General features: G+C 55.0%; 22 protein-coding genes. 14 read left to right on the top strand and 8 right to left on the bottom strand.

What is annotated here, in order from left to right:
* Positions 1–49: 49 nt before the first annotated feature.
* Entirely contained in the window at positions 50–1,060 is a 1,011-nt protein-coding gene (locus CU103_RS09065) for a GSU2403 family nucleotidyltransferase fold protein (protein WP_106663578.1), read from the top strand.
* Positions 1,061–1,448: 388 nt separating this feature from the next.
* Positions 1,449–1,874 (top strand): hypothetical protein, encoded by a 426-nt coding sequence (locus CU103_RS31050; protein WP_146147768.1) that lies wholly within the window; start codon positions 1,449–1,451, stop codon positions 1,872–1,874.
* Here the strand turns inward: CU103_RS31050 and CU103_RS09060 are convergent.
* The gene (locus CU103_RS09060) at positions 1,822–2,208 is read right to left on the bottom strand and encodes a hypothetical protein (RefSeq protein WP_146147767.1); all 387 of its coding nucleotides are present in this window, start codon (positions 2,206–2,208) and stop codon (positions 1,822–1,824) included. The two genes, CU103_RS31050 and CU103_RS09060, sit on opposite strands and share 53 nt — an antisense overlap.
* 377 nt (positions 2,209–2,585) lie before the next feature.
* Here CU103_RS09060 and CU103_RS09055 point away from each other — a divergent pair, with 377 nt between their 5' ends.
* Complete coding sequence (locus tag CU103_RS09055; RefSeq protein WP_106663576.1) at positions 2,586–2,924, top strand: hypothetical protein; 339 nt, start codon at positions 2,586–2,588, stop codon at positions 2,922–2,924.
* On the opposite strand, the gene CU103_RS09050 is transcribed toward CU103_RS09055, so the two are convergent.
* Positions 2,925–4,673 (bottom strand): ATP-binding protein, encoded by a 1,749-nt coding sequence (locus CU103_RS09050; protein WP_106663575.1) that lies wholly within the window; start codon positions 4,671–4,673, stop codon positions 2,925–2,927.
* 44 nt (positions 4,674–4,717) lie between these two features.
* Entirely contained in the window at positions 4,718–5,782 is a 1,065-nt protein-coding gene (locus tag CU103_RS09045) for a dsDNA nuclease domain-containing protein (RefSeq protein ID WP_106663574.1), read from the bottom strand.
* Positions 5,783–6,179: 397 nt separating this feature from the next.
* Between CU103_RS09045 and CU103_RS09040 the strand changes: the two genes are divergently transcribed.
* The gene (locus CU103_RS09040; protein ID WP_106663573.1) at positions 6,180–6,980 is read left to right on the top strand and encodes a hypothetical protein; all 801 of its coding nucleotides are present in this window, start codon (positions 6,180–6,182) and stop codon (positions 6,978–6,980) included.
* Between the two features lie 136 nt (positions 6,981–7,116).
* Here the strand turns inward: CU103_RS09040 and CU103_RS09035 are convergent, their stop codons facing one another.
* Complete coding sequence (locus CU103_RS09035) at positions 7,117–8,064, bottom strand: hypothetical protein (RefSeq protein ID WP_106663572.1); 948 nt, start codon at positions 8,062–8,064, stop codon at positions 7,117–7,119.
* Positions 8,065–8,244: 180 nt separating this feature from the next.
* On the opposite strand from CU103_RS09035, the gene CU103_RS09030 reads away from it, so the two are divergent.
* On the top strand, positions 8,245–8,490 hold the full coding sequence (locus tag CU103_RS09030) for a DUF2188 domain-containing protein (protein ID WP_106663571.1): 246 nt from the start codon (positions 8,245–8,247) through the stop codon (positions 8,488–8,490).
* A gap of 358 nt (positions 8,491–8,848) precedes the next feature.
* On the opposite strand, the gene CU103_RS09025 is transcribed toward CU103_RS09030, so the two are convergent.
* Positions 8,849–10,006 carry an ABC transporter ATP-binding protein gene (locus tag CU103_RS09025; RefSeq protein ID WP_106663921.1) on the bottom strand — a complete coding sequence of 386 codons (1,158 nt, stop codon included), beginning with the start codon at positions 10,004–10,006 and terminating at the stop codon, positions 8,849–8,851.
* A gap of 97 nt (positions 10,007–10,103) precedes the next feature.
* On the opposite strand from CU103_RS09025, the gene CU103_RS09020 reads away from it, so the two are divergent.
* From CU103_RS09020 to CU103_RS08990, 7 genes are read left to right on the top strand one after another with little or no spacing between them, the layout of a single operon-like run.
* Positions 10,104–10,796, top strand: coding sequence for a GntR family transcriptional regulator (locus CU103_RS09020; RefSeq protein WP_245448682.1), 693 nt, complete (start codon positions 10,104–10,106; stop codon positions 10,794–10,796).
* Entirely contained in the window at positions 10,793–11,773 is a 981-nt protein-coding gene (locus tag CU103_RS09015; RefSeq protein ID WP_106663570.1) for an alpha/beta hydrolase, read from the top strand. The genes CU103_RS09020 and CU103_RS09015 overlap by 4 nt, the downstream gene beginning before the upstream one ends.
* A 27-nt stretch (positions 11,774–11,800) precedes the next feature.
* Positions 11,801–13,000 (top strand): ABC transporter substrate-binding protein, encoded by a 1,200-nt coding sequence (locus CU103_RS09010; protein WP_106663569.1) that lies wholly within the window; start codon positions 11,801–11,803, stop codon positions 12,998–13,000.
* A 48-nt stretch (positions 13,001–13,048) separates the two neighbouring features.
* A complete protein-coding gene (locus tag CU103_RS09005; protein WP_106663568.1) occupies positions 13,049–13,972 on the top strand; it encodes a carbohydrate ABC transporter permease in 924 nt (307 codons plus the stop codon).
* The gene (locus tag CU103_RS09000; protein ID WP_106663567.1) at positions 13,969–14,802 is read left to right on the top strand and encodes a carbohydrate ABC transporter permease; all 834 of its coding nucleotides are present in this window, start codon (positions 13,969–13,971) and stop codon (positions 14,800–14,802) included. Before CU103_RS09005 ends, CU103_RS09000 begins: the two co-directional genes overlap by 4 nt.
* A gap of 26 nt (positions 14,803–14,828) precedes the next feature.
* Positions 14,829–15,710 carry a sugar phosphate isomerase/epimerase family protein gene (locus tag CU103_RS08995; RefSeq protein WP_106663919.1) on the top strand — a complete coding sequence of 294 codons (882 nt, stop codon included), beginning with the start codon at positions 14,829–14,831 and terminating at the stop codon, positions 15,708–15,710.
* Complete coding sequence (locus tag CU103_RS08990) at positions 15,707–16,702, top strand: Gfo/Idh/MocA family protein (protein ID WP_106663566.1); 996 nt, start codon at positions 15,707–15,709, stop codon at positions 16,700–16,702. The genes CU103_RS08995 and CU103_RS08990 overlap by 4 nt, the downstream gene beginning before the upstream one ends.
* Positions 16,703–17,247: 545 nt before the next feature.
* Here CU103_RS08990 and CU103_RS08985 read toward each other — a convergent pair.
* From CU103_RS08985 to CU103_RS08975, 3 genes are all read right to left on the bottom strand, one after another.
* Positions 17,248–18,600, bottom strand: coding sequence for an SLC13 family permease (locus CU103_RS08985; protein WP_106663565.1), 1,353 nt, complete (start codon positions 18,598–18,600; stop codon positions 17,248–17,250).
* Between the two features lie 120 nt (positions 18,601–18,720).
* Positions 18,721–20,247, bottom strand: coding sequence for a malonate--CoA ligase (locus tag CU103_RS08980; RefSeq protein WP_106663564.1), 1,527 nt, complete (start codon positions 20,245–20,247; stop codon positions 18,721–18,723).
* Entirely contained in the window at positions 20,244–21,677 is a 1,434-nt protein-coding gene (locus CU103_RS08975; protein WP_106663563.1) for a malonyl-CoA decarboxylase, read from the bottom strand. The genes CU103_RS08980 and CU103_RS08975 overlap by 4 nt, the downstream gene beginning before the upstream one ends.
* Before the next feature lie 156 nt (positions 21,678–21,833).
* On the opposite strand from CU103_RS08975, the gene CU103_RS08970 reads away from it, so the two are divergent.
* Together CU103_RS08970 and CU103_RS31355 are read left to right on the top strand one after the other, a co-directional pair.
* On the top strand, positions 21,834–22,499 hold the full coding sequence (locus tag CU103_RS08970) for a GntR family transcriptional regulator (RefSeq protein ID WP_106663562.1): 666 nt from the start codon (positions 21,834–21,836) through the stop codon (positions 22,497–22,499).
* Positions 22,500–23,020: 521 nt separating this feature from the next.
* Positions 23,021–23,170, top strand: a complete 150-nt coding sequence (locus CU103_RS31355; RefSeq protein WP_170117004.1) for a hypothetical protein — start codon at positions 23,021–23,023, stop codon at positions 23,168–23,170.
* Positions 23,171–23,324 lie beyond the last annotated feature (154 nt).

Here is a 23,324-nt window from a genome sequence, read left to right as displayed (position 1 = left end):
CGCAAAGTTTGATATAATATGCAGTCTCGCTTTTCAGTCTGGTGAACCAATGAACTCTATCGACTTCGTTTTCCGGATCATGTTGGCCGAACTCGGCCAACGGATTGCTGAGTTGCCTGACTGCAAGTTCGACACCGAGGGAAGGTTTGTGCCCGTCACAGTAAAGGGTAGACGCTACTGGTATTTTGACATGCGCGGTGCGCGCGGCGGCAGCGTCCGGAAATACGTCGGCCCTGATAGCGACGAAACAGTACGCCAGTTGGTGACCCAATTTAGAGAGCTGAAGACTGACGCAAGCGCGCGCCGTAAAATTGTGCGGATGCTGACGCGGGATGCTAAGTTGCCTGCCCCCAACCCGCTAGCGGGCAAGATTATTCGAGGCTTGGCCGAGGCTGGAATTTTCAGAAGGGGTTGCGTCCTGATCGAACAGAACGCTTACGAGTGTTTCGCGGCGTTCCTGGGCGTAGAGCTGCCTAAAGTGCCTTGGGAGAATAACCGTGCTGGCATCAGCATGATCAGTCATGCGGCCGGGGACGCTGTCACTGTCGAGGAGGTCTTGAAAACTTTCGACCGGAGCTTTGCTCGTGAGGATCGGGCCGGCAAGCGGCAGGGCAATGTTCTTTTCGTAAATAACAGTGGCTTCAGCATTGAACTGGCGGCCGCAACTCTGATGACGGCATACCTTGTTGAAGATCCGGCGGCGGCTGTCATGTTGTACAAATCCGGCATTGTAGTCACGGTTCCGAGGCCAGAGCGTTACGCCGTCCACGAGCTGATGATGTCAGCCCGGGCGGGCGGGAACCAAGGCAGTTCTGAGAGGGAATATTTCCGAACACGTGCACTTGTCATCATGCAGGCAATGTTAAGCGTGCGGCGCCAGATGGATCTTGCTGAAGCGTATGAAGCCGCCTGGAACCGAAACGATACATGGAGAGGATTCATCGAGCGCGGGATAAAATTGATAGATGATATGCATCTGCGAACCAGCATCCTTGAAGGTCTGACACAAGGTATGAAGGATATAGGTCATGACCCGGCTCAAAGTAGGCCGCTCGATTAAGGTTTGTTGATAGGATCACCCGTTCTGTAGTAGGCGTCCCGGCCAATCCATGCATCTCCATCTGGACCATTCGTTGGGATTGGCAGCGGCTCCAGTCGCGGGGCCGTCAAAACGGAATCCGTGGAATCGCTCGGAAAGTTATGCGAAAAAAAGCTGGACTGAACAGCCATAAAAACCTCCAGAGTGGAACAGTGGATGCGGAAAAATGGGACTGCCGCATGTGCCGTCCCATTTGTAAGCTTGGTCTACGTCGTCTACTTGCGGTGTCGCACGCGATGGTCAGGTGTCTATACGAAGACATTGCGCCGGCAGCAGGACAGCAGCATGCTTGGGAGTCGCCCTGTTCTTGAAACGTGGACGAGCCAGATGACATGTAGGAGAGCGCCTCGTGAAACGGGAAAAAGATCTAATTGCGGCCGATGAAAGTAAGCCCACCAACGAATTGACGACACGGCAAGTAGAATCGCTTCGGGGGTTGCTACGACTTGTCGAGGGAGCGCAAAGAATGGGCAATGTGCCAGCGTGGCGGTATTGGATTCAAAAATCTAAAACTGAATTTGACTCCTGCCCGGAGAATGAACTTCGGTCTCGCTTTCGCGATCTGCGACAATCCTTGGAACGAGCGCAACAATTTGAAAGACGCTATGGGGAGGGGAGCGCACTCGACTTGGCGGACAAATCAGTTGCGGCGTTGATTGCGCGCAACCCCAAACAATTTCCAGCTCAACACCTGGAGAATGCCAAAAACGCACCGCAAGACGTCAGGAGCGCCATCCTGCGACAAGCCGATTGGCTAATTGATCCAGATCTATGAAATCCTCTGGACTGGTTTCTCCTATGTCCCTCACAGCATAGACAGGTGGATCGTCGAAGAACCTTGCTTCGATCTCCTTATCGTCGAAAGAGAGCTGATCAATTGCCGAGATCTCATCGGCAATTCGGCGTAGGCGTTTGCGGTCAATTTCTCCAAGTTCGCCCAAAACTTTCGCTAAACCGTCGGCATTTCTTCCCTGAAGGATACCGCCATTAATTCGCACCCAATAGATGAAATCTGGGTTCGCATTAATTGTCAGCTCATCATTGCCATTGGGACGACGGATTACGATGCGCGCTGTGTTTAGATCGATGTGCAACGCTACAAGAGCCACCGACACCTCCTGATTTCCAATTGATGACATGAACGAGTGGTGAGAGACGCTGCGTAGACGGTTACGTCAAGACTTGTAAAGGTTTGATAAATTAATATGCCGGAATCAGGTTGGTCGGTGGCTTGAAATCATCATCTCTCGCCGAAAGCCTACCAAGCAATATCAAGTCGGCGAACAGCTAATATACGAGGCGATTGAGCATGACTAATCGAAAATCAGCTAATATCCTAGCTGTAATCACTCAAGCGGACCCGCAGCGGCGGCTCAGCATAATCCTCGACCACAAATGGAGGCTGCCCCCTACCTCCGAGGGCGCTGTAGTAAATTGCACCCAAAATGAAAAATGGGTGTAATTTACTACAGAAAGTGAAATCGACTTGTGGGCGGAATTCTACATTGTAGTCCTTGCCAAAGGACCGGCGATCGCACAGCTCAAGGGCTTCTTCGTGCAACCCGGCTACCTGCCAGAGTCGGATGACGAGTGGTATTTTGACGTCTTCGACATGCGCAGTCAGCACGCCATGGCGGCATTCCATGTCCTTGCCGAGGAACGGTCGCTTCTCCAGAAGGCACTAAAGTCGGCACCGGAGCTTGAATACCTCGGGGGCGTCGCCCACTTCGAAAGGGTGGGTGAATCCATCCTTGCGGGGCCGGGGAATCCCAGTCCGAGGGGTTCACTCCAATGCAGGTTCACTTCTCAGTGCAAATCAACATAGTCAATTCAGCTTTGCCGGATCCGTCCGCGTTTGCAGGTCGTTTGGTCCAACCCCTAAAACCATCTTGTCAAAAAACGGACGAAACCTGTTCGATACTTCTTCGTACTCTGAGGCAACCAGCACGGCGTTTTTGTCCTCAAACACAATCACCTTGCCATCGCTGACATTCTGGTCGTGAAGGGAAACTGTACCAAGGATGGTCTGGCCGTTGTCCGGGCGTGATGAGAAGATCAGGTCAATCATCGCAGCCACATTGCTGGCATCCTGATCCTGTTGGTTGGGACTGTCGATTACCATCGGCGCGGTAAGCGATTTGGAGAATTCGAAGATAGTCCTCATCAGCGCGAGATAGTAAGCTAGTACAGCTCGAGGTTGATCACTGCCGGTATCATGGATCTTCCTGTCGATCTTGGTCACGGATGCGTGCTCGATGTTCCGGACATCGAGCTTGTTGAGGAAAGCCAACATCTCACGCGCATAATATTTCTCGACAAGCTTCCTGCGATCTCTGGTGCCTTTCTCAAATGCCTTCAGTTTATCGTCTATGGCGGCAATTTGTCCGGCGTACGCGGCCAACTCTTTGGAAATCTCATCAAGCTGCGAATTGAGCAAAGCTCGGGCACTGGTTCGGCCCTTAGACTCGATCACTTCTTCAAGCGTAACGTCGCCTCTCTTTTCGGCAAGGATCCTGGAGATTTCGTCTGATGTCCTGTCATTTTGACGCATAGCGGCCTCGATCGCCGCCACTTGGTCAGCGATAGCCCTCAAACGATCAATGCAGTCTCGGACGAATTCTGCACATGCTTCGCTATCATCAACAATCGAAAACCTGTTGGCGAAGTCATTCCGATGAGTTGTTCCGCATGTTGGACAAAGGATTCCATCATCGCCCACTTGCGCCAGCCACCTGAAATCCAGATCGAATTCCTTGGCCGCCGCCTTGGCGATCTCCATCTGCTCCCGGACGATCTCTCGTTCATGCAGAAGTGCTGCCAGTTCCATGGCACGCTTTTGCCGAACGTTTCGAAGGTCGCGCAGGCGCACGAGTAGCTGATCGATAGATGCCTCGTGGTCCGCCATGCTTAGCTCTAGTCCGGTAAATGTGGCCTCCAAACCGAGCTTGTGGATCGCGTTTTCAATAGCCTTTCGGTCACGGCCAAGTTCGTCCCTGACTTGGGAGACCTGGCGCTTCTCCGCCATGAGCTCATAGAACTCGTTGGGCCGGATACCGGAATGAAACTCGATGACATTCTTTCGAAACTTTGGGTACTGCTGGAGATTGTCAAATGACTCAAGAGCCTGACCCCAACCGTTGTCCTGATCAACATAGAAAGGAAGGAAGGCGAAAGCGGGTGGCGGTGTTCCGGCAACGCCATTGTTATCAGTCAGAATCAATTTGAAATCGAATAGCCTGCCGATGGCGGGCGCGAGCTCCGAGGTAATGCTCGTTGTGGAAATCATCAACTCGCCAGCGGCGTCGAACAGAGCAATCCGCGAGCCGTCTCTCAGAATGAAATGATGATGACCGTCAACCGTAAAAGTGACAAGCGCCTTTACTTTCGCGTCCTTCCAAGTGGGGTGGATCTTCGATCCCGCACCAAAGGCCCAATATAGACTCTTGATAACCGAAGATTTGCCGACGTCATTTTCGCCCTTGATCACCGTCAGGCGCGGGTGGAACTCGATCGTCCGTGCGCGCTTCTCCACCACTGACAGGAGTTCTAACTTCTCGAAGCGCAAGTTTTTCATTCTGTCGTTTTCTCAGGTTCCGGACGAGGATTTTGAAGTGTTCGCTATCCGACATGGCAGTACTCGTAGAGCATAATGGCGCGCAGGTAGTCGTCATTCACAGACGCTTCGACAGACCATTGGTGCGAGATATTTCTGACTTCAGGAAGGGCGGCGTTCAGCATTTCAGTCAGAGTCTGACCGGTCTCCATATGAGGGGCAACAAGTTTTTTCACCTCGGCCTGAAACTTCAGCGATGCGACCCCCAGTCGGCTCCTGCGCTCGTTCTCATATTGGATGAAGTGCGCCTTAATGGCTTGGGCTTCGTGAATGTTTGAAAACCAGGCTGCTACTTCTGTCCAATGCACCCGGTTCTCATTTTTGGCTTTCAACTCGCCCAGCCACTTGTCCATGTCGGCGCGCGTGACGAACTTCGAGGACTTCAACGCGTCGAAACTACTGAGATCAGAGAGTTTCTTTGAACGCTTGTTGCATTGGTCGACCAGCATCAAAGCAAATGCCTTAGGATTCACATGCTCAAGACCGGTCTCGCTTTGAATGAAGTCGGCAACTTCGCCCAATAGCGCTTTATCGAAACTACCTAGATTGAAAGGCGAATAGGAGAAGTGGAAGAGCGCGACGTGCTCCCTTTTAAAGGACCCGTCTTCGGTCTGCATTGCCTTAATAAATTTTTCGACGTCCAGTTCCGGTGCGGATGAGAATGCGAAGTCTTTGTAATCAGACCCGAGTGAAGGGCAGGGCATATTGCTGACGAACACAAGCCGATGGACAGCACCGCCAAAACGGTTGGCGTTGTCGAACATCCGCCAGGCGAAGGAAGGTTGAAGCACTCCCTTTTCCTTCTTTCTGGCCGCGATACGGTTCAACGACCAGTTTTTGGTCTTGTCCGTCTTTATTTGGTAGAAAGAGGCTTTGGTCGGATTGTCGGCGTCATCGAGTTCGACAATATCATCATGAAATTCGAAACCTACGGCATAGGCTTTGCCGTCAGTATGAAGAACGATTGCTCTCGATAGCCCCCACGCGGTCTGATAGTCGAGTCTCTCGATGGCAACCCTTCCCCCGTCAACGGCATCGGGGACAGACATCAGAGTTTCGATGATCGACACCAGTTCTTCCCCCAAGAATCAGGCACACGGCTGCAAATGTGAGCCTTATAGTTGTTGTCAGTTGTGAGTGCTAGTGCGAGATCAGCGCAGGGGCTTTTCCGGGTGAGCATTATCTTCGCGATGCTGCACAGCCTTGTTTCAATAAAACGTGGCCAAGTTCATGAGCACGAAACCGTGGCCAAGATCATGAGCACGATTTTCAACGATGCTAGTCGGAGTGGAAGGTTACTCCACAGCGGCGACCCGAGTGCTTATAGACCATTGCGAAATGATCACGCGGGGAGAACTATTGCTTCGCGGTTCCGACTTTGACGGGGCGACAAGCAATTAAAAGAAGATCTCCAATATTGTGGACAGACGACCGCTCAGTTATTTTCGGTAATTGGGGGGACGTCAAATGAAAATTCGGGTTTTTCTGTCGGCAGCGCTTTTGCTTCAATCGGGGTGCACATCGATAAATGGCGGGGTCATCAATGACCCGTATGCGATTTCCAAACTGTCTGCTGAGATAGAGTGCGAACTGAGGTTTGCTTTCAACCGAATCCAGCCAAAAAATTCGATGGATTTTCAGGTTTGGACGGTGACCTACACGGTCACAAACAATGTGAAAGATACGGCTGCAGCTGGCGTCGATGTCCTGAAATGGGTTATCCCAGCAAATATTGACCGGCTCGTTTTCGGTGGCGCAGGCGAGATCTCGCGCGTTGCCACCCGAAACGCCAAAGCCGAGTACAGTCTGAAGCTGGCCGAGAATGTGGCTTGCCCCGAACGAGTTACCCGAAACGATCAAAACTTCAGGGCAAAATTTCGTGTGGGTGATTGGGTAGAGAAAATTGCCAACGCATCAAAAGCCGCCAATTCGTTCGGCTATTCTATTGAGGTTGCCACCGAAGCGTCAATCGGGGTCACGTCGGAAGCTGACGACGGCCGAGTTTCTGGTGCAGCGAGCATCGGCGGCGGCAGCAAGTTCACGCAAACTGTCGATTTCGCATTCTCGCGATTGGCTCCGCCAGCTGGCCCAATGCCTGTTGTCGTCACCAACTTCCCTGCTGCGGGTCCCGGCGTTGCCCAGAGGCCATCAAGAAGGAGACCTGTCGTCCAACAGCCGTCTTTCGGCGGAATTCCCCAGGAAAACCTTGAACAAAATCGCGCAATTATCCAGCAGCTTCAACTCGACCGCATCAACAATGACCGGTGAGTCAGCTGATGAGCGCTGGCCGCATGTCCCTCGTTGAGCACGGCAGCCGCATGAAGAAGAGTGCGATCTTGCGCTGGCGCGAGAATGCTTTTCGTTCTGCGGAGACGCCAACCCCGCGAAACCAGTAACCGACCATCTAGGGTACAACGCATGCGAATTTCTGTTGCAGCCTTTGGGCAATGTCTGGTGGAAAATCAATTGTCTTGTTGTCGTACGCGATTGACGCAATCGTTTTATTTTGAAGCTCGCGGAATGTGAAAACCGCTTCGGGACCCGACGCTGTGTTATTGGCGCAACTCGAAAAAAGCGGCGTACCTTCACACTGCATTCCGAGATTGGAACCATCATCGAAATGATAGACATAGCCCCGGCTCAGACCGACCGAACCAGCTTCCGCGCGATTATCTCCAACATCCCATTTAACCCCATCCGGGCCAAGAGTTATCTCAATGCTACGGCTTTCGGGAAACGTTTCCCGCGCAGTCAATGAGAATGGGTCGATAGTTCTTGTAAAAAAAGCCTGGCATGCCGGCGTTTTTGAAAGCCGGTCCTCTGTTCTTAGGACGTACGCTTCATTCGACGCTTTTCTGACGTCGTCAACCGAGCGCGCGTTTACCATCTGACTGTATAGCTCCGGGTAGTCTCTCCGGATGGCTGCAACCCCGCTAAGACGCTGCAACGCTTTATTTGCTTCATCCTGGATTCGGGGGGGCAAGTATTTAAGATTAGCCGAAAGAACCCTTATTGATGGTAGCACCTCATTCCTGAATTTGGCGGCTTCAACTCGCTCCTGCTCAGCGTTAGCTCGCTCTGTTGCAGTTGCAGCCTCCGATTGCGCCAACTTTTGTTGGGCTTCGTCCGCTGACCGCATCGCCCTCAGGTCTGACACGATGGATGAAAGACCAGCGATCATCGCCGCAAGCACAGTAAAAACAATCGCGCGTTTTCCCCAGTGTGTGAGCTTGCGTCGGCCGGTATCTTTGTCGGTGGTCGTATACTCAAAGAACCATGCTCCTGCGAAAGCGACCCCAAATGACAAGCCCGCCACAATATATTTGAGTATGAGCAGCAACGTCCCCGTCATCGCGTCCCCCCGGCTTTACAAGCGACTTATTATTACTGTCTTCCATATAACATTGTAAACTTTCTGTAGGTTGGCGATAGTTTATCCTAAACATCTAGCAGTTCGTCGTCGCAAGCGCGTCCGGAATAGCAATTGATCTACGAGAACAGTGTAACCGTCTTAGACAAGGGAGTTTGCGAAATGGGCAAAAGGAACAGCCGAACGGTCTATCGTCGTGAAGACAAGAAATGGGTGGACAAACGAGACGATGCGGAGCGTGGTTTCCTGTTTGACACGCAAAAGGAGGCAATAAAATCCGCCAAACAAAAGCTGGATAACGCGGGAGGAGGCGAGCTTTCCGTCAAAGGATTAGACGGCCAAATTCGCAGCAAAGATACAATCGGTGGCGGAAACGATCCCAATCCGCCGAAAGACAAGGAACACTAATGGATCGGTGCTGGAGACCTTCGCGGATCTTTCCGCGTCGCTGGGTCCCCCACAACTGTCATCTCCTGTTCCAACGTTGATCGTATGAACATCCGTTTCGGTTCCAGCGTTGATCGTACGAACATCCGTTGGCGAGAAAGGCGCTTCCGAAGGGCTGCCGAATGTCGGTGCCTCCGGACGGGTCGACAGCTTGGCTTCCGAGCGCACAGTTTCAAAACAACAAGTATCCCTAAACGACTTCATTCATAGTTCCATATTCATTTCCTAATACTGTCAGAGGGGGGATCCACCTGCGCAAGGGATCGGTAACACGCACTCCCGCTCGGGTCAGTCACAACAGGCTGCGCTCTATGCGAATTTAACCTGCGCCGCACTGTTTCGCCGTCTGAGGCACTCTTTGGGGTAAATCCGACCTAACTATGCGTCGCTTGATAAAATTGATCCGTTGTCCTTTTTCACTATCAAAAAGATGAACGTTGGAACTATCGCCTTTGACCGATATCCGATCGCCGACCTGAACCTCTGCTGTTCGCGGGAACTCAACTGTGATCAGTTTTTCTGTGCCGGCGTCGAGGTAACCAAAGGTCTGGCTTCCAAGCCTTTCGACGACCACCATTTCACCGCTGAACCATGCCTGGCCAGCGTCACAGACCGTCAAGTCTTCCGGACGAATGCCGAAGGTTATTGTCCTTGCTGCTTCGGACAACCCGTTTTGACTCTTGATCGTCGTTCTGCCGGCCGGCAACTCCACAATGATGTTATTGCCAGCGGATTCAACAACGCTCACTGGGAAGGTATTCATCGTCGGGCTACCGATGAAACGTGCAACAAACAGACTTGCCGGTTTGCCGTAAAGGTCGAGCGGGTGCCCGATCTGTTCCACTTCACCCGCATTCATGACGACGATCCGATCGGCCAGTGTCATCGCTTCCACTTGATCGTGCGTGACGTAAACAGTTGTTGCCTTCATACGGCGATGCAGCTTGGCAATTTCCAGGCGCATCTCGACGCGGAGTGCAGCATCGAGATTGGACAAAGGCTCATCAAACAGGAAGGCCTTCGGGCGGCGGACAATGGCGCGGCCCATGGCTACGCGCTGACGCTGGCCGCCCGACAGCTGTCCGGGGCGCCGCTCGAGGTAATCCTGAAGTTTGAGTACATCGGCAGCGCCCGTTACGCGCCGGTCAATCTCGCTCAAGGACTCACTGCGCATCTTCAGTCCGAATGCCATATTCTCTTCAACGCTCATATGCGGGTAGAGCGCGTAGTCCTGAAAGACCATGGCTATGTCTCGGTCCGATGGCGGCAGGGCGTTGACCACCTTGTCGCCAATTTTCAATTCTCCGGCGCTGATCTCCTCCAGTCCGGCGATCATGCGTAGCAAAGTGGACTTCCCGCACCCGGACGGTCCGACAAGAACGAGAAACTCACCGCTCGCAATGTCAATATCGACGCCGTGGATTACGGGAACCGTCCCGTAGAGCTTTTTGATCTGCTTCAGGCTGATTGCTGTCATAAATTGTTCCTCCACCGATACCTTATTGACTTTCATTATCGATATCAATATCAATAATGATAATTGAACGCATTCAGCCCACATAGGAGAGCCTGCAGTGCCCGACTCCATCGCTCCCCGGCCAGACCGCCCGCCACGCAATGCGGTTGCCGCCAAAGCGTCCGTGGCGTTCGACTCGCTGAAGCGCGACATCATGCTTGGCGAGTTGCGTGCCGGAGAGCTGTTGACGGAGCTTGATCTCGCAGCCCGGTTCCAGTGTAGCCAAGGCAAAGTTCGCGAAGCATTGCTGCTACTACAAGAAGAAGGACTGGTTCGACGTCAGGGTCACCGCGGCACACAAGTGTCAGCTTGCACCGTTGATGAAGCGGTCGAGATGTTCCGCGTGCGGCAGCAGATCGAATGCAATGGTATTGTCCGGGCTCTCCGCTACAAGAGCCGTACGCTGGTTTCCGATCTGCGCGCGCTTGCAAGCGATATGGTCGAGGCGGCAAAGGGCGATGATGAACTGCAACTCGCGGCATTCGATCGGGATTTCCATCGGCGAATTTTTCGCGACGCCGATCTTCCAGCGCTGGATCCGATCCTGCACCGATGCCTCGTTCATAATCATCGCTTCAAGATATCCAGAAGTATCGGTTCGCGTGATCTCATGGCGACAGCACTGCGGCATCGGGTCATAATTGAAGCCATCGAACAGGGCGATGTTTCCGCCGCAACGCAGACCTTGCATCACCATATCGCGACGATCGTTGACTTCGGACCGACCGTGTTTCCGGACGCTGATCAATGAATCCCGCTGGTTTTTCCAATGAACTTTCAGCGGAAATGCGCGCACTGTTGCTCCGCGTTGAACAGGAGTTGGGACCGCAGCCCGATCCCACATTGCTTCCGCCGCAAGAGGGAAGGGCGCAATCGGAGCGCATAAACGAGCGCAATAATGTAAACCTGCCGCCTATGGCGCAAACAGAAGACGTTCTTGTTGCCGCTGACGCAAGAATCGGCTCTTCCGCATGTCGCATGCGCGTGCTTGTACCGTATGGGGCGGGCGCCGGTGCTGTGCTGTTCGTTCACGGCGGAGGTTTCGCGTTTTGCAGTCCTGAGACGCATGAACGATGTGCGCGCGTTCTTGCCAATGAAACCAGACTGCCCGTACTTGTTCCCGACTATCGTCTTGCACCGGAACATCCGTTTCCAGCAGGCTTGTACGATGTTGTCGCTTGCCTGCGTGGCGCATTCACCGCAACTTCAGAAGCGGGGGTATCTGCCGGACCGCTTATCGTTTCAGGGGATTCGGCCGGTGCCAATCTCGCGCTTGCAGCCGTCATGCATGAAGAGAGGGCCGGGTACCGTTTGCCGTCAGGCATGCTGCTTTTCTACGGCACTTTTGATGCCGATTTCAATACGCAATCATATGGACGATTTGCCGAGGGGCCGGGTCTGACGCGCGGCAAGATGCAACGATACTGGAACTGGTATTGCCCGGATGAACATGCGCGCCGCGATCCCTTCGCCGCGCCGCTTCGGGCCGGTGACACTGTGCTGCGCGCATTGCCGCGGCTCTATTTCGTTGCGGCTGGCATCGATCCGCTATTATCCGACACGCTTCTCTTTGCTGAACGGCTGAAGACTGTCGGTCGCCATGATCCCGTCACCGTGGTGCCGGGAGTAACACATGGATTCATGCAAAACACGAATGAACTGGCCGCCGCGCGGGAGGCGCTTGCTGCGGCCGGTGAGGCTGTTCGAGGAATGATCCGCGGCAGTTAATGAACCATAACCAAGGTGGAGGAAACAATGAGCATTCTCAAGAAACTGAGCATCTGTGCGTTCGCAGCCGGCCTTGCTGTAAGCACCGCCAACGCGGCTGAAACGGTCCGCTTCTGGTACCATTTCGACAATCCGGAAAATCCGATGTCGGATCTCGTGGCCAAATTTGAAGCGAAGAACCCTGACATCAAGATCGAGGCGGAAAATGTTCCGTGGAACAGTTACTATGACAATCTCTACACGTCGCTGGTCGGCGGCAACGCGCCGGACGCTGGGATGGTCAAGCTTTTTGCCCAGCCTCGACTGACAGAAATGGGTGCGCTCGAGCCAATTGGCGAACGTATCAATGCCTGGCCCGGCAAGGCCGATCTTCTCGACAATCTTCTGGAGTTGAACAAGGGTCCGGATGGACAGCAATATTATCTGCCGATCCAGTATGTGGTCCTTTATCTTTATTATCGCGCCGATCTTTTCAAGCAGGCGGGCCTCAATCCACCAACGACATGCGAAGAATTCCGCACAGCAGCCCAAAAACTGACCAAAGCACCCGATACATATGGCTTTGGCTTGCGCGGCGGCAAGGGTGGATGGGACCAGTGGGGGACATTCGTCTTTTCGCAAGGCGCTGAACTGAAGCCAGGGGGCCTGACCAACGCCAAGGCTGTGGCGGCTAACCAGTGGTTGATCGATCTGTTCCAGAAAGACAAGGTCATCCCGCCATCGGCCCCCAATGACGGTTTCCAGGAAATTGTCGCAGCATTCAAGGCCGGCAAGACGGCCATGACCATTCATCATATCGGCTCGTCCAATGATTTGGTCAAAGCGCTCGGTGACAAGGTGTCCGCGGTTCCCGCCCCCAAATGTGCTGGCAACCAATGGACCTCCTATGGCGACGAGTCCCTGGCGATTTTCTCTTCGTCCCAGGTGAAGGACGCTGCTTGGAAGTGGATTTCCTTCCTGGCTGAAGGCGAGAACAACGTGGCCTTCAACAAGGCAACTGGCCAGATGACCGTGACAAAGAGTGGAGCTGAACATTGGACGCTGCATGAACGCCGCTTTGTCGACGCAACGGTTCAGTCGCTGCCTTTCGCCCACGTGCTGCCGCAAAGCACCGCAACTGCGGAGTTCGTCAACACTGCCTGGCAGACCTCGATGCAGCAGGCGCTGACCGGCCAGATAACCTCGCAGCAGATGATGGAGCAACTCGAAAGCCTGTTCGCGCAATAGCGCGAGCAGGTCCACACCCCCTTTCGATGACCGCCGGAAAGTCAGTTCATGTCTACGCTCGCACCACCCGTACCACACGACCTTGCGCAGGTTCGCCCGCTGCGCAGCAGGCTGATGCCCTATGCGTTGCTGGCACCTGCGGTGCTTGTGACATTGTTCATTGTGTTCTTTCCGATGCTTCAGGCGCTTGTTACCAGCTTCTATGACCTGGTCTTGTGGAAACCCAACGCCACTCGCTTTGTCGGCTTTGGTAACTACATCAAGCTTCTGCGCGACCCGGTGTTCTGGACTTCACTCGGCCACACCGCCATCTGGATCGGCTTAACTGTGCCGCTGCAAATGGGGCTCGGTCTCATCGCCGCGCTGCTGCTCAATCGCGAATTCCCATGGCGCGGCCTGGCCCGCGCCCTGGTCATCATCCCCTGGGCACTGCCAAGCGTCGTCATCGCGCTCATGTGGCGCTGGATCTACGATCCAACGACTGGGGTGCTGAATGATATTTTGCTTTACCTGTCGATCATCCATACGACCGTTCCGTGGCTTGCTGATCCACAACTCGCACTGTATGCGGTGATTGCAACACTGACCTGGCAGGGCTTCCCGTTCTTTGCGGTAATGATCCTCGCCGGCCTGCAGGGCATTCCACAGAGCCAATACGAGGCCGCGTCGATCGACGGGGCAAGCACCTGGCGCCAGTTCGTCCACATAACGCTGCCAGGCATCGCGCCGGTTCTGGCGACAGCGGGTTTGCTGCGCATCATCTGGGTCGCCAATTCGATGGATGTGATTTTCGTTATGACCGGCGGCGGTCCGGGCTATGCAACGCATACCCTGCCGCTCTATGCATTTATCAGGGCACGGCAGAATCTCGATTTCGGTTATGGTACCGCCATCGCCGTCACCTTCACAATTCTGCTCGCGGCGATTGTTGCGGTCTATATCGTTCGCACCTTGCGCGAGGTGGAACGATGAACAAGCCCTCAACGATGCGGCGCATTTTGACGACCGATATTCCTGTTGTCCTGATCATCCTGCTTGCCATTGGGCCCTTCGCCTGGATGATCCTGACCTCCCTGACGCCAACCGCGCAATTGTCAGCAACGGGGGTGTCATTGTCACCGGCGGGATGGAGTATGGATAATTACGTCCGGTTGCTGAAACAGACGTCGTTCCTCGCTAATATGCTCCATAGCCTTATCATTGCCGCTGGGACGGTCATCCTCGGTCTCGTGGTGTCCGTCACAGCTGCCTATGCACTGTCGCGTTTCCGGTTTCCAGGGCGCAAAGTGGTCATGCTGCAGTTCCTGCTGGTCAATATGTTTCCGATCGTGCTTCTGATCCTGCCGCTCTTCGTGCTGTTTCGCAAGATCGGCATCCTCGATACGCATATCGGCTTGATCCTTGCCAATTCGACCGTGGCCATTCCCTTCGCCGTGTGGATGCTCACCAGTTACGTTGGTGCCATACCGCGCAGCCTCGATGAGGCGGCGATGATAGATGGGTGTTCGCGGCTTCAGGCCTTGCAGCGCATCGTCCTGCCCCTGGCAATGCCGGGCATCATTTCAACCGGCATCTATATCTTCATCACCGCGTGGAATGAATACCTCTATGCCCTGACGCTTGGAGGCCGCAATGTTCGTCCCGTTACAGTAGCAATCCAGACCCTCATCGGCGAATATCAGATCGAGTGGGGACTGCTTGCCGCGGGCGGTGTCGTCGGTGCACTGCCTGCCACCCTTCTTTTCCTTCTCGTCCAACGCCGTCTCATCGGGGGCCTTACCCAAGGCGCAGTGAAGGGATGACCCATGCTTTACAAAGAGGACTTATGATGAATCCCATCGGATTGATCTCCATGCAATATGCAAGGCCATTTACCGCCGAGCATTTCCCCCTGTTCAAGAAAATGCGCGATCTGGGCTTCGACTTTGTCGAATTGCTCGTGCCCGAGCCCGGTGAAATCGAACTGGCCGAAGCGCGACGTGCCCTGGACGATGCAGGACTTGGCGTCGTGCTTGCAGCGCGTGTTAATCTTCAGCGCAACCTCTCGTCAGATGACACAAGCACCCATCGCGCCGGGATAGATTATCTGCGCTATACAGCCGATTGCGCAGCAGCCCTTGGTGCTACGGTCGTCGGCGGGCCGTTGACCGGCAATCCGCTGGTGTTTGCCGGGCGGGCCCCTTTGCCAGTGTCAGAGGAAGAGCGGCTGGCGCGAAAGGAACGCTGTGTTGCGGGGCTGAAGGAGGCTGGCGATCACGCGGCAAAAGCAGGTGTCCTGCTAGCAGTCGAGCCGCTCAACCGTTTCGAAAGTGACGTCCTTTGCACCACCCAGCAGGCCATCGAACTTCTTGAGGCAGTCGATCATCCAGCAATCAAACTGATGCTGGATACCTTTCACATGCATATGGAAGAGGCCTCGATCGCTGAGGCGATCCGACTGGGCGGCGAACATCTTGTGCATTTTCAGGCCAATGAAAACCATCGCGGCTTTCCAGGGACCGGCTCAACCAATTGGGTCGCAGTTTGCAGGGCGCTGCACGAAGTCGGCTATAAGGGCCCGATATCACTCGAACCTTTTCGTCGCAATGACGACCGGTTCGGCGTTCCTTTCGCGCAGTGGCGCGCCCCGCATGAGGACGAAAGCGAGCGCCTGGCGGCGAGCGCAGCCTTTATCAAATCCCATCTCCTACTGACGGAATATCGGCGATGACATTGAAAATCGGCTGGATCGGTTGCGGTATTCATGCGACCCAAATGCTACTGCCCCAACTCCTAAGGCACGATGTCGAGATCGTTGCGCTTTGCGATATCGACGCTAGGCGTCTTGCCGATGCAAGCCGCCAATTTGGTGTAAAGCGCTTGACCAGCGATGGCGACGAACTGATCCGCATGCCTGGTATTGATGCCATCGGTATGGCGGTTGGTCCTGACCAGCATCTAGAATTCGGCAAGAAAGCCCTCGATCGCGGCCTGTCTGTGTTTATGGAAAAGCCGCCCTCAGGCACGGCGGATGGCGCACGCGAATTGCGCGCGGCATCGAAACGATCAGGCAAACCACTGCTCGTTGGTTTCATGAAGCGCTATTCCGTCGGCAATAAGATCGCCCATAATATTATCAAATCGGGGCGCTTTGGACCGGTGCTGGGCCTGACGGGGTACTACATGACGGCACCGGGATATTTCACCGGTAATGTCGACTACACCGGCTTCTTCCTTCACCACTGCGTCCACTACATGGATCTGGTGTCGTTCTTTGTGTCGCCGGTACGGACCATTTCGGCCCGGAAGGTCGAAAAGACACCGGGCAGGGTGCTTTTTCATGTGGGGTTCGAGTTTGAGTGCGGTGCCATCGGCAATATCGCCATGGGCACGATCCAGTCGCGCGGTACGCCGGTGGAGCGTATCGAACTGATGAGCGATCACCAGCGTCTGGAGGTGGACGACGTGATCGAGGTGCGGTGGAACCGCAATCCGCCCTTCAAGGTGGATGATCCCAATGCGACGCTGGCCGACGATGTCGATACACTGACGTGGAAGCCGAATTTCACGGCGGCGGCAAATGAAGATCCGAAAGGTTACTATTCACTCTTGGCCGATGTGGTTCCGGCGCTGGGCGGCACCTCAACTGCTGCCCCGACAATTCATGATGGTGTGGTTGCCATGGAATGGCTCGAAGTATTGCGACGGGAACTTTCCATGTGAATCAATGGCCTGCCGCAGTTGCAAGTGGTCACTGGGAAGTCTGTAGATTTTCAAGGATACATTGGCCGTCATTTTAGGAGATCCACCAAACGCGTTGCGCAGGCGCGACCTCCATTCAGGTCCGGTCAGCGAGGCGAACGTGACGTATACTGCCAAGGGTCGACGTAAACCATCCCAGGCGGTTCGAAATGAGCGAGATCGCGTGTGACGGCCGTGTTCCAAGGCAGTCGCAGCAATCATCGCAACTGCTGATGGATGCCTGTCCGTTGTGGGCAGCGTGCCTGCTCGAATTGCGATCCTGAGATCAAACAGGATGATGCGGCCCGCAAAGCTGGTTAGAATGAAGGAGTGCAATGCTTCCAAGCCGGTTGCACAGCGGGCTCCAGCGGTGAATCAACCGGGAAAGACCGCTGGGGAATGACGAAGGCTCCTGTCAGTGCCATCCCGACAACAGCGCCATACCTGCTTTGACCTGGGATAAGAGGGCAGGAACCGGCGCGCTATGGATGATGCCCGCCCACGCCGTTCTTCTTCCCGGTCTATCGTTAAACCATGCCGGGGACGACAAGGATGAGCCAGGCGATAATCGGGCCGATTATCGCGATCAGGGCGCTGTAGATAAGTAACTTGCGCAAAACATCATCGCGCTCGCCTTCGGGCGCATTAGCCACCACTAAAGCACCATTGGTCGAAAATGGACTGGTATCGACAATTGTGGTCGAAATCGCAATGGCGGCTACAACACCTATGGCACTGATGTGTCCTTGCATGAGGAAGGGAACGGCCAGTGGAATAATCGCGCCGAGCAACGCGGTCGAGGAGGCGAAGGCCGAAACGATTGCACCCGTAAAGCACAGGAGCAGTGCGGCCAACAGCGGCATTCCCAATCCTGAAATACCCGATGCCACGTAGTCGACTGTGCCGGCTTTTTGTAAGACGCCGACATAGGTGATGATGCCGGCAATCAGCAGGACTGTGGACCAGCTGACCTTGTCGACCGCAGCTTTCTGGGTTTTGGGCGACACCAGCGCCAGGACCACAGCGACGGTGATGGCAACGAGGCCCACATTGAATTTGAAGACCAGGGCACCGATGGCAAGCGCTGTCAGCCCGATCAACGTCAGCAGTCGTTCGTGGGTCAGGCCCTGGCTCGATGGAATGTGCGCGCCGGAGGGAGAAACGTCGCTGCGGTGATAGGCCGGAGAGGCGGGCGTGCCGCCATGGCCGACAATTGCGCGCGATGCGCCCGCCAGGTGGGTGTCCGGATCCGGCCCCGACGCGGCGGTGTGTGCACGCAGGCTCTTCCAGCCGCCGAAGACGAAGAAGACGACAATGGCAATAGCGAGATTGAAGAAAAAGCTTGATAGGAACAGCGTCGTTGGCCCATAGGGCAAGCCTGCTTTCTCAACGATCTGGTTGGTGATGCCGCCATAAACACTGATTGGCGAAAAACCGCCGCCTTGAGCACCGTGAATAACCATCAACCCCATCATGACCGGGCTGATGCGATATTGCGCGGCGAAGCGCAGGGCCACCGGGGCAAGAATGGCAACAGCCGCCGGACCGAGTGCACCAAAGCCTGTAATGATCGCTGCGACCAGGAACATGACCCAGGGTATGAGAGCCATGTGTCCGCGCACCAGCTGGACGGCCTTCTCGACCAGCCAGTCAATTGTTCCGTTATTCTGGGCAATCGCAAACAGGTAGGTGATGCCGACAAGCGTCAAAAACAGATCGCTGGGGAAACCGGCGAAAATATCGTTGGACGACATTCCCATGATCAGGGAGCCGACGATGAAGGCCGCGGCAAAGGCAAGCGCACCCATATTGATGGGCAGGATGGTTGCAATAACGAACATGCCAATCAGCACAAGAATGGATAAAATCTCGATATTCACGGCAAAATCCTCCCTCTACGGCGCGCCAGAGGACGGCCGTCCTTTCCTCATTGATGTGGCGTGAGCTCCCCTTACGCCTCGTTCGCGGCTCTCATCCTCCCGATGGCAGCCTTGCTTGGTTCATGCACGTGCGCGACCGGTATAAAGATTGCCGTACCGCTCGCGCAGGACGTTTTTTTGTACCTTGCCCATCGTGTTTCGCGGCAGATCGTCAACAAAGATGATTTGCTTTGGCTGTTTGTAACGTGCAAGACGGTCCCCAAGCGCATCAAGAACAGCCCGTTCATCAAGGTTTGACCCCGGCTGTTTGACCACGATCGCGGTAACCCCTTCGCCAAAATCAGGATGGGCCACGCCGATGACCGCGCATTCGACAACGCCGGGAAGCTGGTCGATCTCGCTCTCAACTTCCTTTGGATAAATGTTGTAACCGCCGGAAATCACCAGATCCTTGCCGCGGCCGATGATGTGGACATAGCCTTGCCGGTCAATCTTGCCGAGATCGCCGGTGATGAAGAAACCATCGTCGCGAAATTCCACTTTTGTCTTTTCCGGCATGCGCCAATAGCCCTTGAAGACATTCGGTCCCTTCACCTCAATCATGCCGGTCTCATCCTGCCCTAGGATTTTGCCGGTTTCGGGGTCGGTCACGCGGACACTAACATCTGCAAGCGGAAAGCCGACAGTCCCGGCTATCCGTTCGCCGTCATAGGGATTGGAGGTGTTCATGTTGGTTTCCGTCATGCCGTAGCGCTCGAGGATGGCGTGGCCGGTGCGTTCTTGAAACGTCCGATGGGTATCGGCCAGAAGCGGTGCCGAGCCGGAAATGAACAGCCTCATACTGGCCACGGCCTCGCGGTTCAGCCCTTCATGCTGCAGCAGGCGGACATAGAAGGTAGGAACTCCCATCAAAACCGTAGCCCGCGGCATCAATGCCAGAATTTGCGCTGGATCGAACTTCGGCAAAAGCAACATCGATGCGCCCGAGGTCAAAATAACATTTGTTGCAACGAAAAGACCATGGGTGTGAAAGATGGGCAGGGCATGGATCAGCCGATCGTTCGGTGTAAAGCGCCAGTGATCCCTTAGGGTCAAGGCATTCGACAACAGGTTCGCATGCGTAAGCATCGCCCCTTTCGACCGGCCGGTCGTCCCAGAGGTATAAAGGATAGCGGCAAGATCATCGGCCGTTCGGGAGGCCTCAACAAAATCCGGTGATTCCTCGTTTGCAAGTTCAATCAACGAACCGCCGCCGCCTTCATCCAGTGTTTCGACAAGCGCGCCATATTTGGACGCGATCGTCTTGATGTCATCGGCCGCCGTCGGGTCGGCCACGACAAGACGTGGCTCTGCATCGCTAATGAAATAATCAAGCTCTGCCCGTGTATAGGCCGTATTCAGGGGTAGATAGACAGCCCCGCATCGGATACAGGCAAGGTAAAGCATCAGCGCCTCAGCGCTCTTTTCCACCTGGACGGCAACGCGATCTCCGGGTCTGACACCCAGCGTATCGATGGCCCCTGCGAGCCGCCCGGACCATTCGATCATGTCGCCATAGGTCCAGCGATTTCCCTGCGCGGTTTCGATGAAGATGGCGTCGTTTTTGGCAATCGACCGGCGAATAGCGTCAAACAGATGATTGCTCATGAATTCAATTCCTTGCTGCTCGCTTTGTTCTTGTCGGGCTGGTTGTCTTTGGTGTTCGGTTCCTTTGCCGGAGCAAGGCGGCGGCCGGGCTTGTCACTGCGCAGCAACTTCTTGACCGCCGGTGATGCCACGATTTCGTTGCGCTGGGCAAATGCTTCGTGATTGGTTTCAATGTCATCCAGTTTGTAGAGATAATTGACCATGAGGCCGTGCGCCTGCCGCATCGCTCTGCCTGATCCATCGGCGAGAAAATTCATCCGCTCCAGCCGCGCGCCATTGCCAAGATGAAATCGGGCAACGGGATCGATTGGGCGACCATCCTTCGTGCGCCCTTGGAGGAAATACCAAGCGGCAGCTGGCATCAATGCAGCTTTCACGACCGCAGACCTGGCCGGATCGTTTGGCCATTCGGCATCGTCGAGTGCGCCAAGGGCGGCCTGATACCCGGTACTGAGGACATGCGAATGCCCGCTATGCCTTTCTCCTGCCAGCCAACTGGCAAATCCCGGGACCGGTGAGAGTGTTACGAACGTATCCAGTTTGGGAAGATCACTGCGCAGATCTTCTACCACCTGCTTGATCAGGAAATTGCCGAAGGAGATCCCGCGCAAGCCTGCCTGGCAGTTTGAAATCGAATAGAAAACGGCCGTTGTCGCATCCTGCGCCCGTATTGGTGCGCGCGTCTCGTCAAGGACATCGGAGATATTCCCAGGAATGGTCCGGGTGAGCGCTACCTCAACGAAGATCAGAGGATCATCGGAAAGCTGCGGGTGAAAGAAGGCGAAACACCTTCGGTCGGCAGGTGCAAGGCGGCGTCGCAATTCATCCCAATTGCCGATCTCGTGCACCGCCTCATAACGAATGATTTTTTCCAGGATATGGGCAGGTGTCGACCAGTCGATCGGACGCAGGATCAGAAAGCCACGGTTGAACCAGGAGGCAAAAAGATGGGCAAAGTCTGCATCGACGGTTGCAAGGTCTGGGGTGTCGGCTTTCAACCCCAACAGCTGCTCACGCATACCGACAAGCGTGGAGATACCGTTTGGCGCAAGATTGAGACGCCGGATCAGTTCCTGCCGGCGGGGTTCGGCTGCCCGATGAAGTTCGAGCACGGCCCGTGCGGTCCGCTCAACCCGGTATGTCTCGATGGCGGCATCGAGCCTTTTCGAATCCGGCCCGAATTTCTCAAAGAGCAAAAGCATGAAATCGCGCTGTTCGTCTTCGCTCAAGCGTGACCATTGTTGCAAGATTTCTGCAGCAAGGGCCATCCCGGATGCTTCGCCGCGACTCGACAGCAACATTTCACAAAGGCGCTCCAGACCCAAAATCCCCGAGGGGAGCCGTTCTGCACGGGGGGCGAACGTCCACAGCTTGCGGCCTCGCTCCGTTATTGTCTGGACCATGTCCTTGAAGTAGGTCGTACCAGTCATTGCGAACTCCGATACACGGTATTGGTCAAAACAGGCTGTCTAAGTAACATTGTTTCAAATCTCGCGCCCGAATGATATATAATGTTTCGACGATTATGCATGCAAAGTCAATATTCTTGTATGCAAGAATGAGAATTATGCATTTTTAGAGGGATCATGGCCGAAAATATCGTTCAAAGACTGAGAGATGAGATTGAAAACGGGATTGTCACGAACCAGTTCGCGCCCGGCGACAGGCTGGACGAAATGCAATTGGCGAAGCATTTTGGCGTGTCGCGAACCCCGATCCGCGAAGCGTTGATGCAGCTTGGCGCAATCGGCTTGATTGAGATGCGCCCTCGTCGCGGCGCCGTGGTTGTCGAGCCAGGACCTCACCGCATCTATGAGATGTTCGAGGTGATGGCCGAATTGGAAGGAATGGCCGGATCGCTGGCCGCACGCCGCCATACGGACACCGATCGAACCGGGCTTCTTGCGGCTCATGCCAGATGCGAACACTCCGCCAATGCCGACGATGCAGACACCTATTACTATGACAATGAACTTTTTCATCACGCTATCTACACCGCAAGCCACAGCAGCTTTTTGATCGAGCAGTGCACAGCACTGCATCGACGCTTGCGGCCGTATCGTCGGCTCCAGCTTCGGGTACGCAATCGGATGAAGACGTCATTTAGCGAACATGGAGGAATCGTCGAAGCCATCCTGTCTGGAGAAGCGGAACTCGCCCGTACGCTGCTTCGCCAGCATATCGCAGTGCAGGGCGACCGCTTCAGCGATCTCGTCGCGACGCTGTCACAGCGCGAGGCGCATTCAGGTTAGGGGCTGGAATGTCGTATGCGATCAATGACATGAGGACACTGTTGTAAGGTGACGGTTGAACTCCTCTGCTCGACGTGCTGGGTACCTCGTTCGGTCCGTCAGAAGCCCTATCGATGCCGCGCGGAGAATGATCCATCAAAGGGAATGCCGAGGTCAATCGCGTGATCATAGCCGATGGAACCCGCGGAAGTTATCGCAAAATGGCTTGAAGCCAGGCTTCGATATCATTCACCCTGCGCCGCAGGCCGGTGGGCGTTGATGACAAAAAGATCCTGATCACACGTCTTTAATTGCGGCGCTTCTGTCGTGCTTTCGTGTTGAAAGCCCGCACCGAAAGGCCCTTGCACCCAACCATGTTGTGAGGCTTTTCCTTAGCACAAATCCACAAGCGCTCTGAAGACCTCTGCGAGCGAGGGTGTGCACTTTCACTCGGGCATTTCGATATTGATCCTGCCGGTTGATGCGCCACCGACCTTGCGGCCGCACAAGTATTGTTTGCCCGGGTATCCCGGATGGAAGCGATGCGGGCAGCCCGAGCCGCGATTGATGACATTGCAGGAGCAAACGAGGCGCACGTCACCATCGTCGACGCGGGCGACCAAGCGGACAACGTCAATCCCGTGCTCCCGGCAAGCATGCCGGGCCATCCGGCGCGCCGCGGTGCCAAGTGACGACAGATTGCCTGCCGCCTAATGGGCGAGCGGCCACGCGGCCAATATTTCGGCCGATTTGATCATCATGGGAGCGCGGGCATTCACGCCTTGCGCGGTAAAGAACGTGGATGGCGGGCAAAGTGGACGTGCTGTTGGCATCCAAGATGTGACC

The sequence above is a fragment of the Phyllobacterium sophorae genome (genome assembly GCF_003010965.1).
Taxonomy (GTDB): domain Bacteria; phylum Pseudomonadota; class Alphaproteobacteria; order Rhizobiales; family Rhizobiaceae; genus Phyllobacterium; species Phyllobacterium sophorae.
The sequence above is the reverse complement of the archived record's forward strand: the minus strand, read 5'-3'. Positions and strand labels throughout refer to the sequence as shown.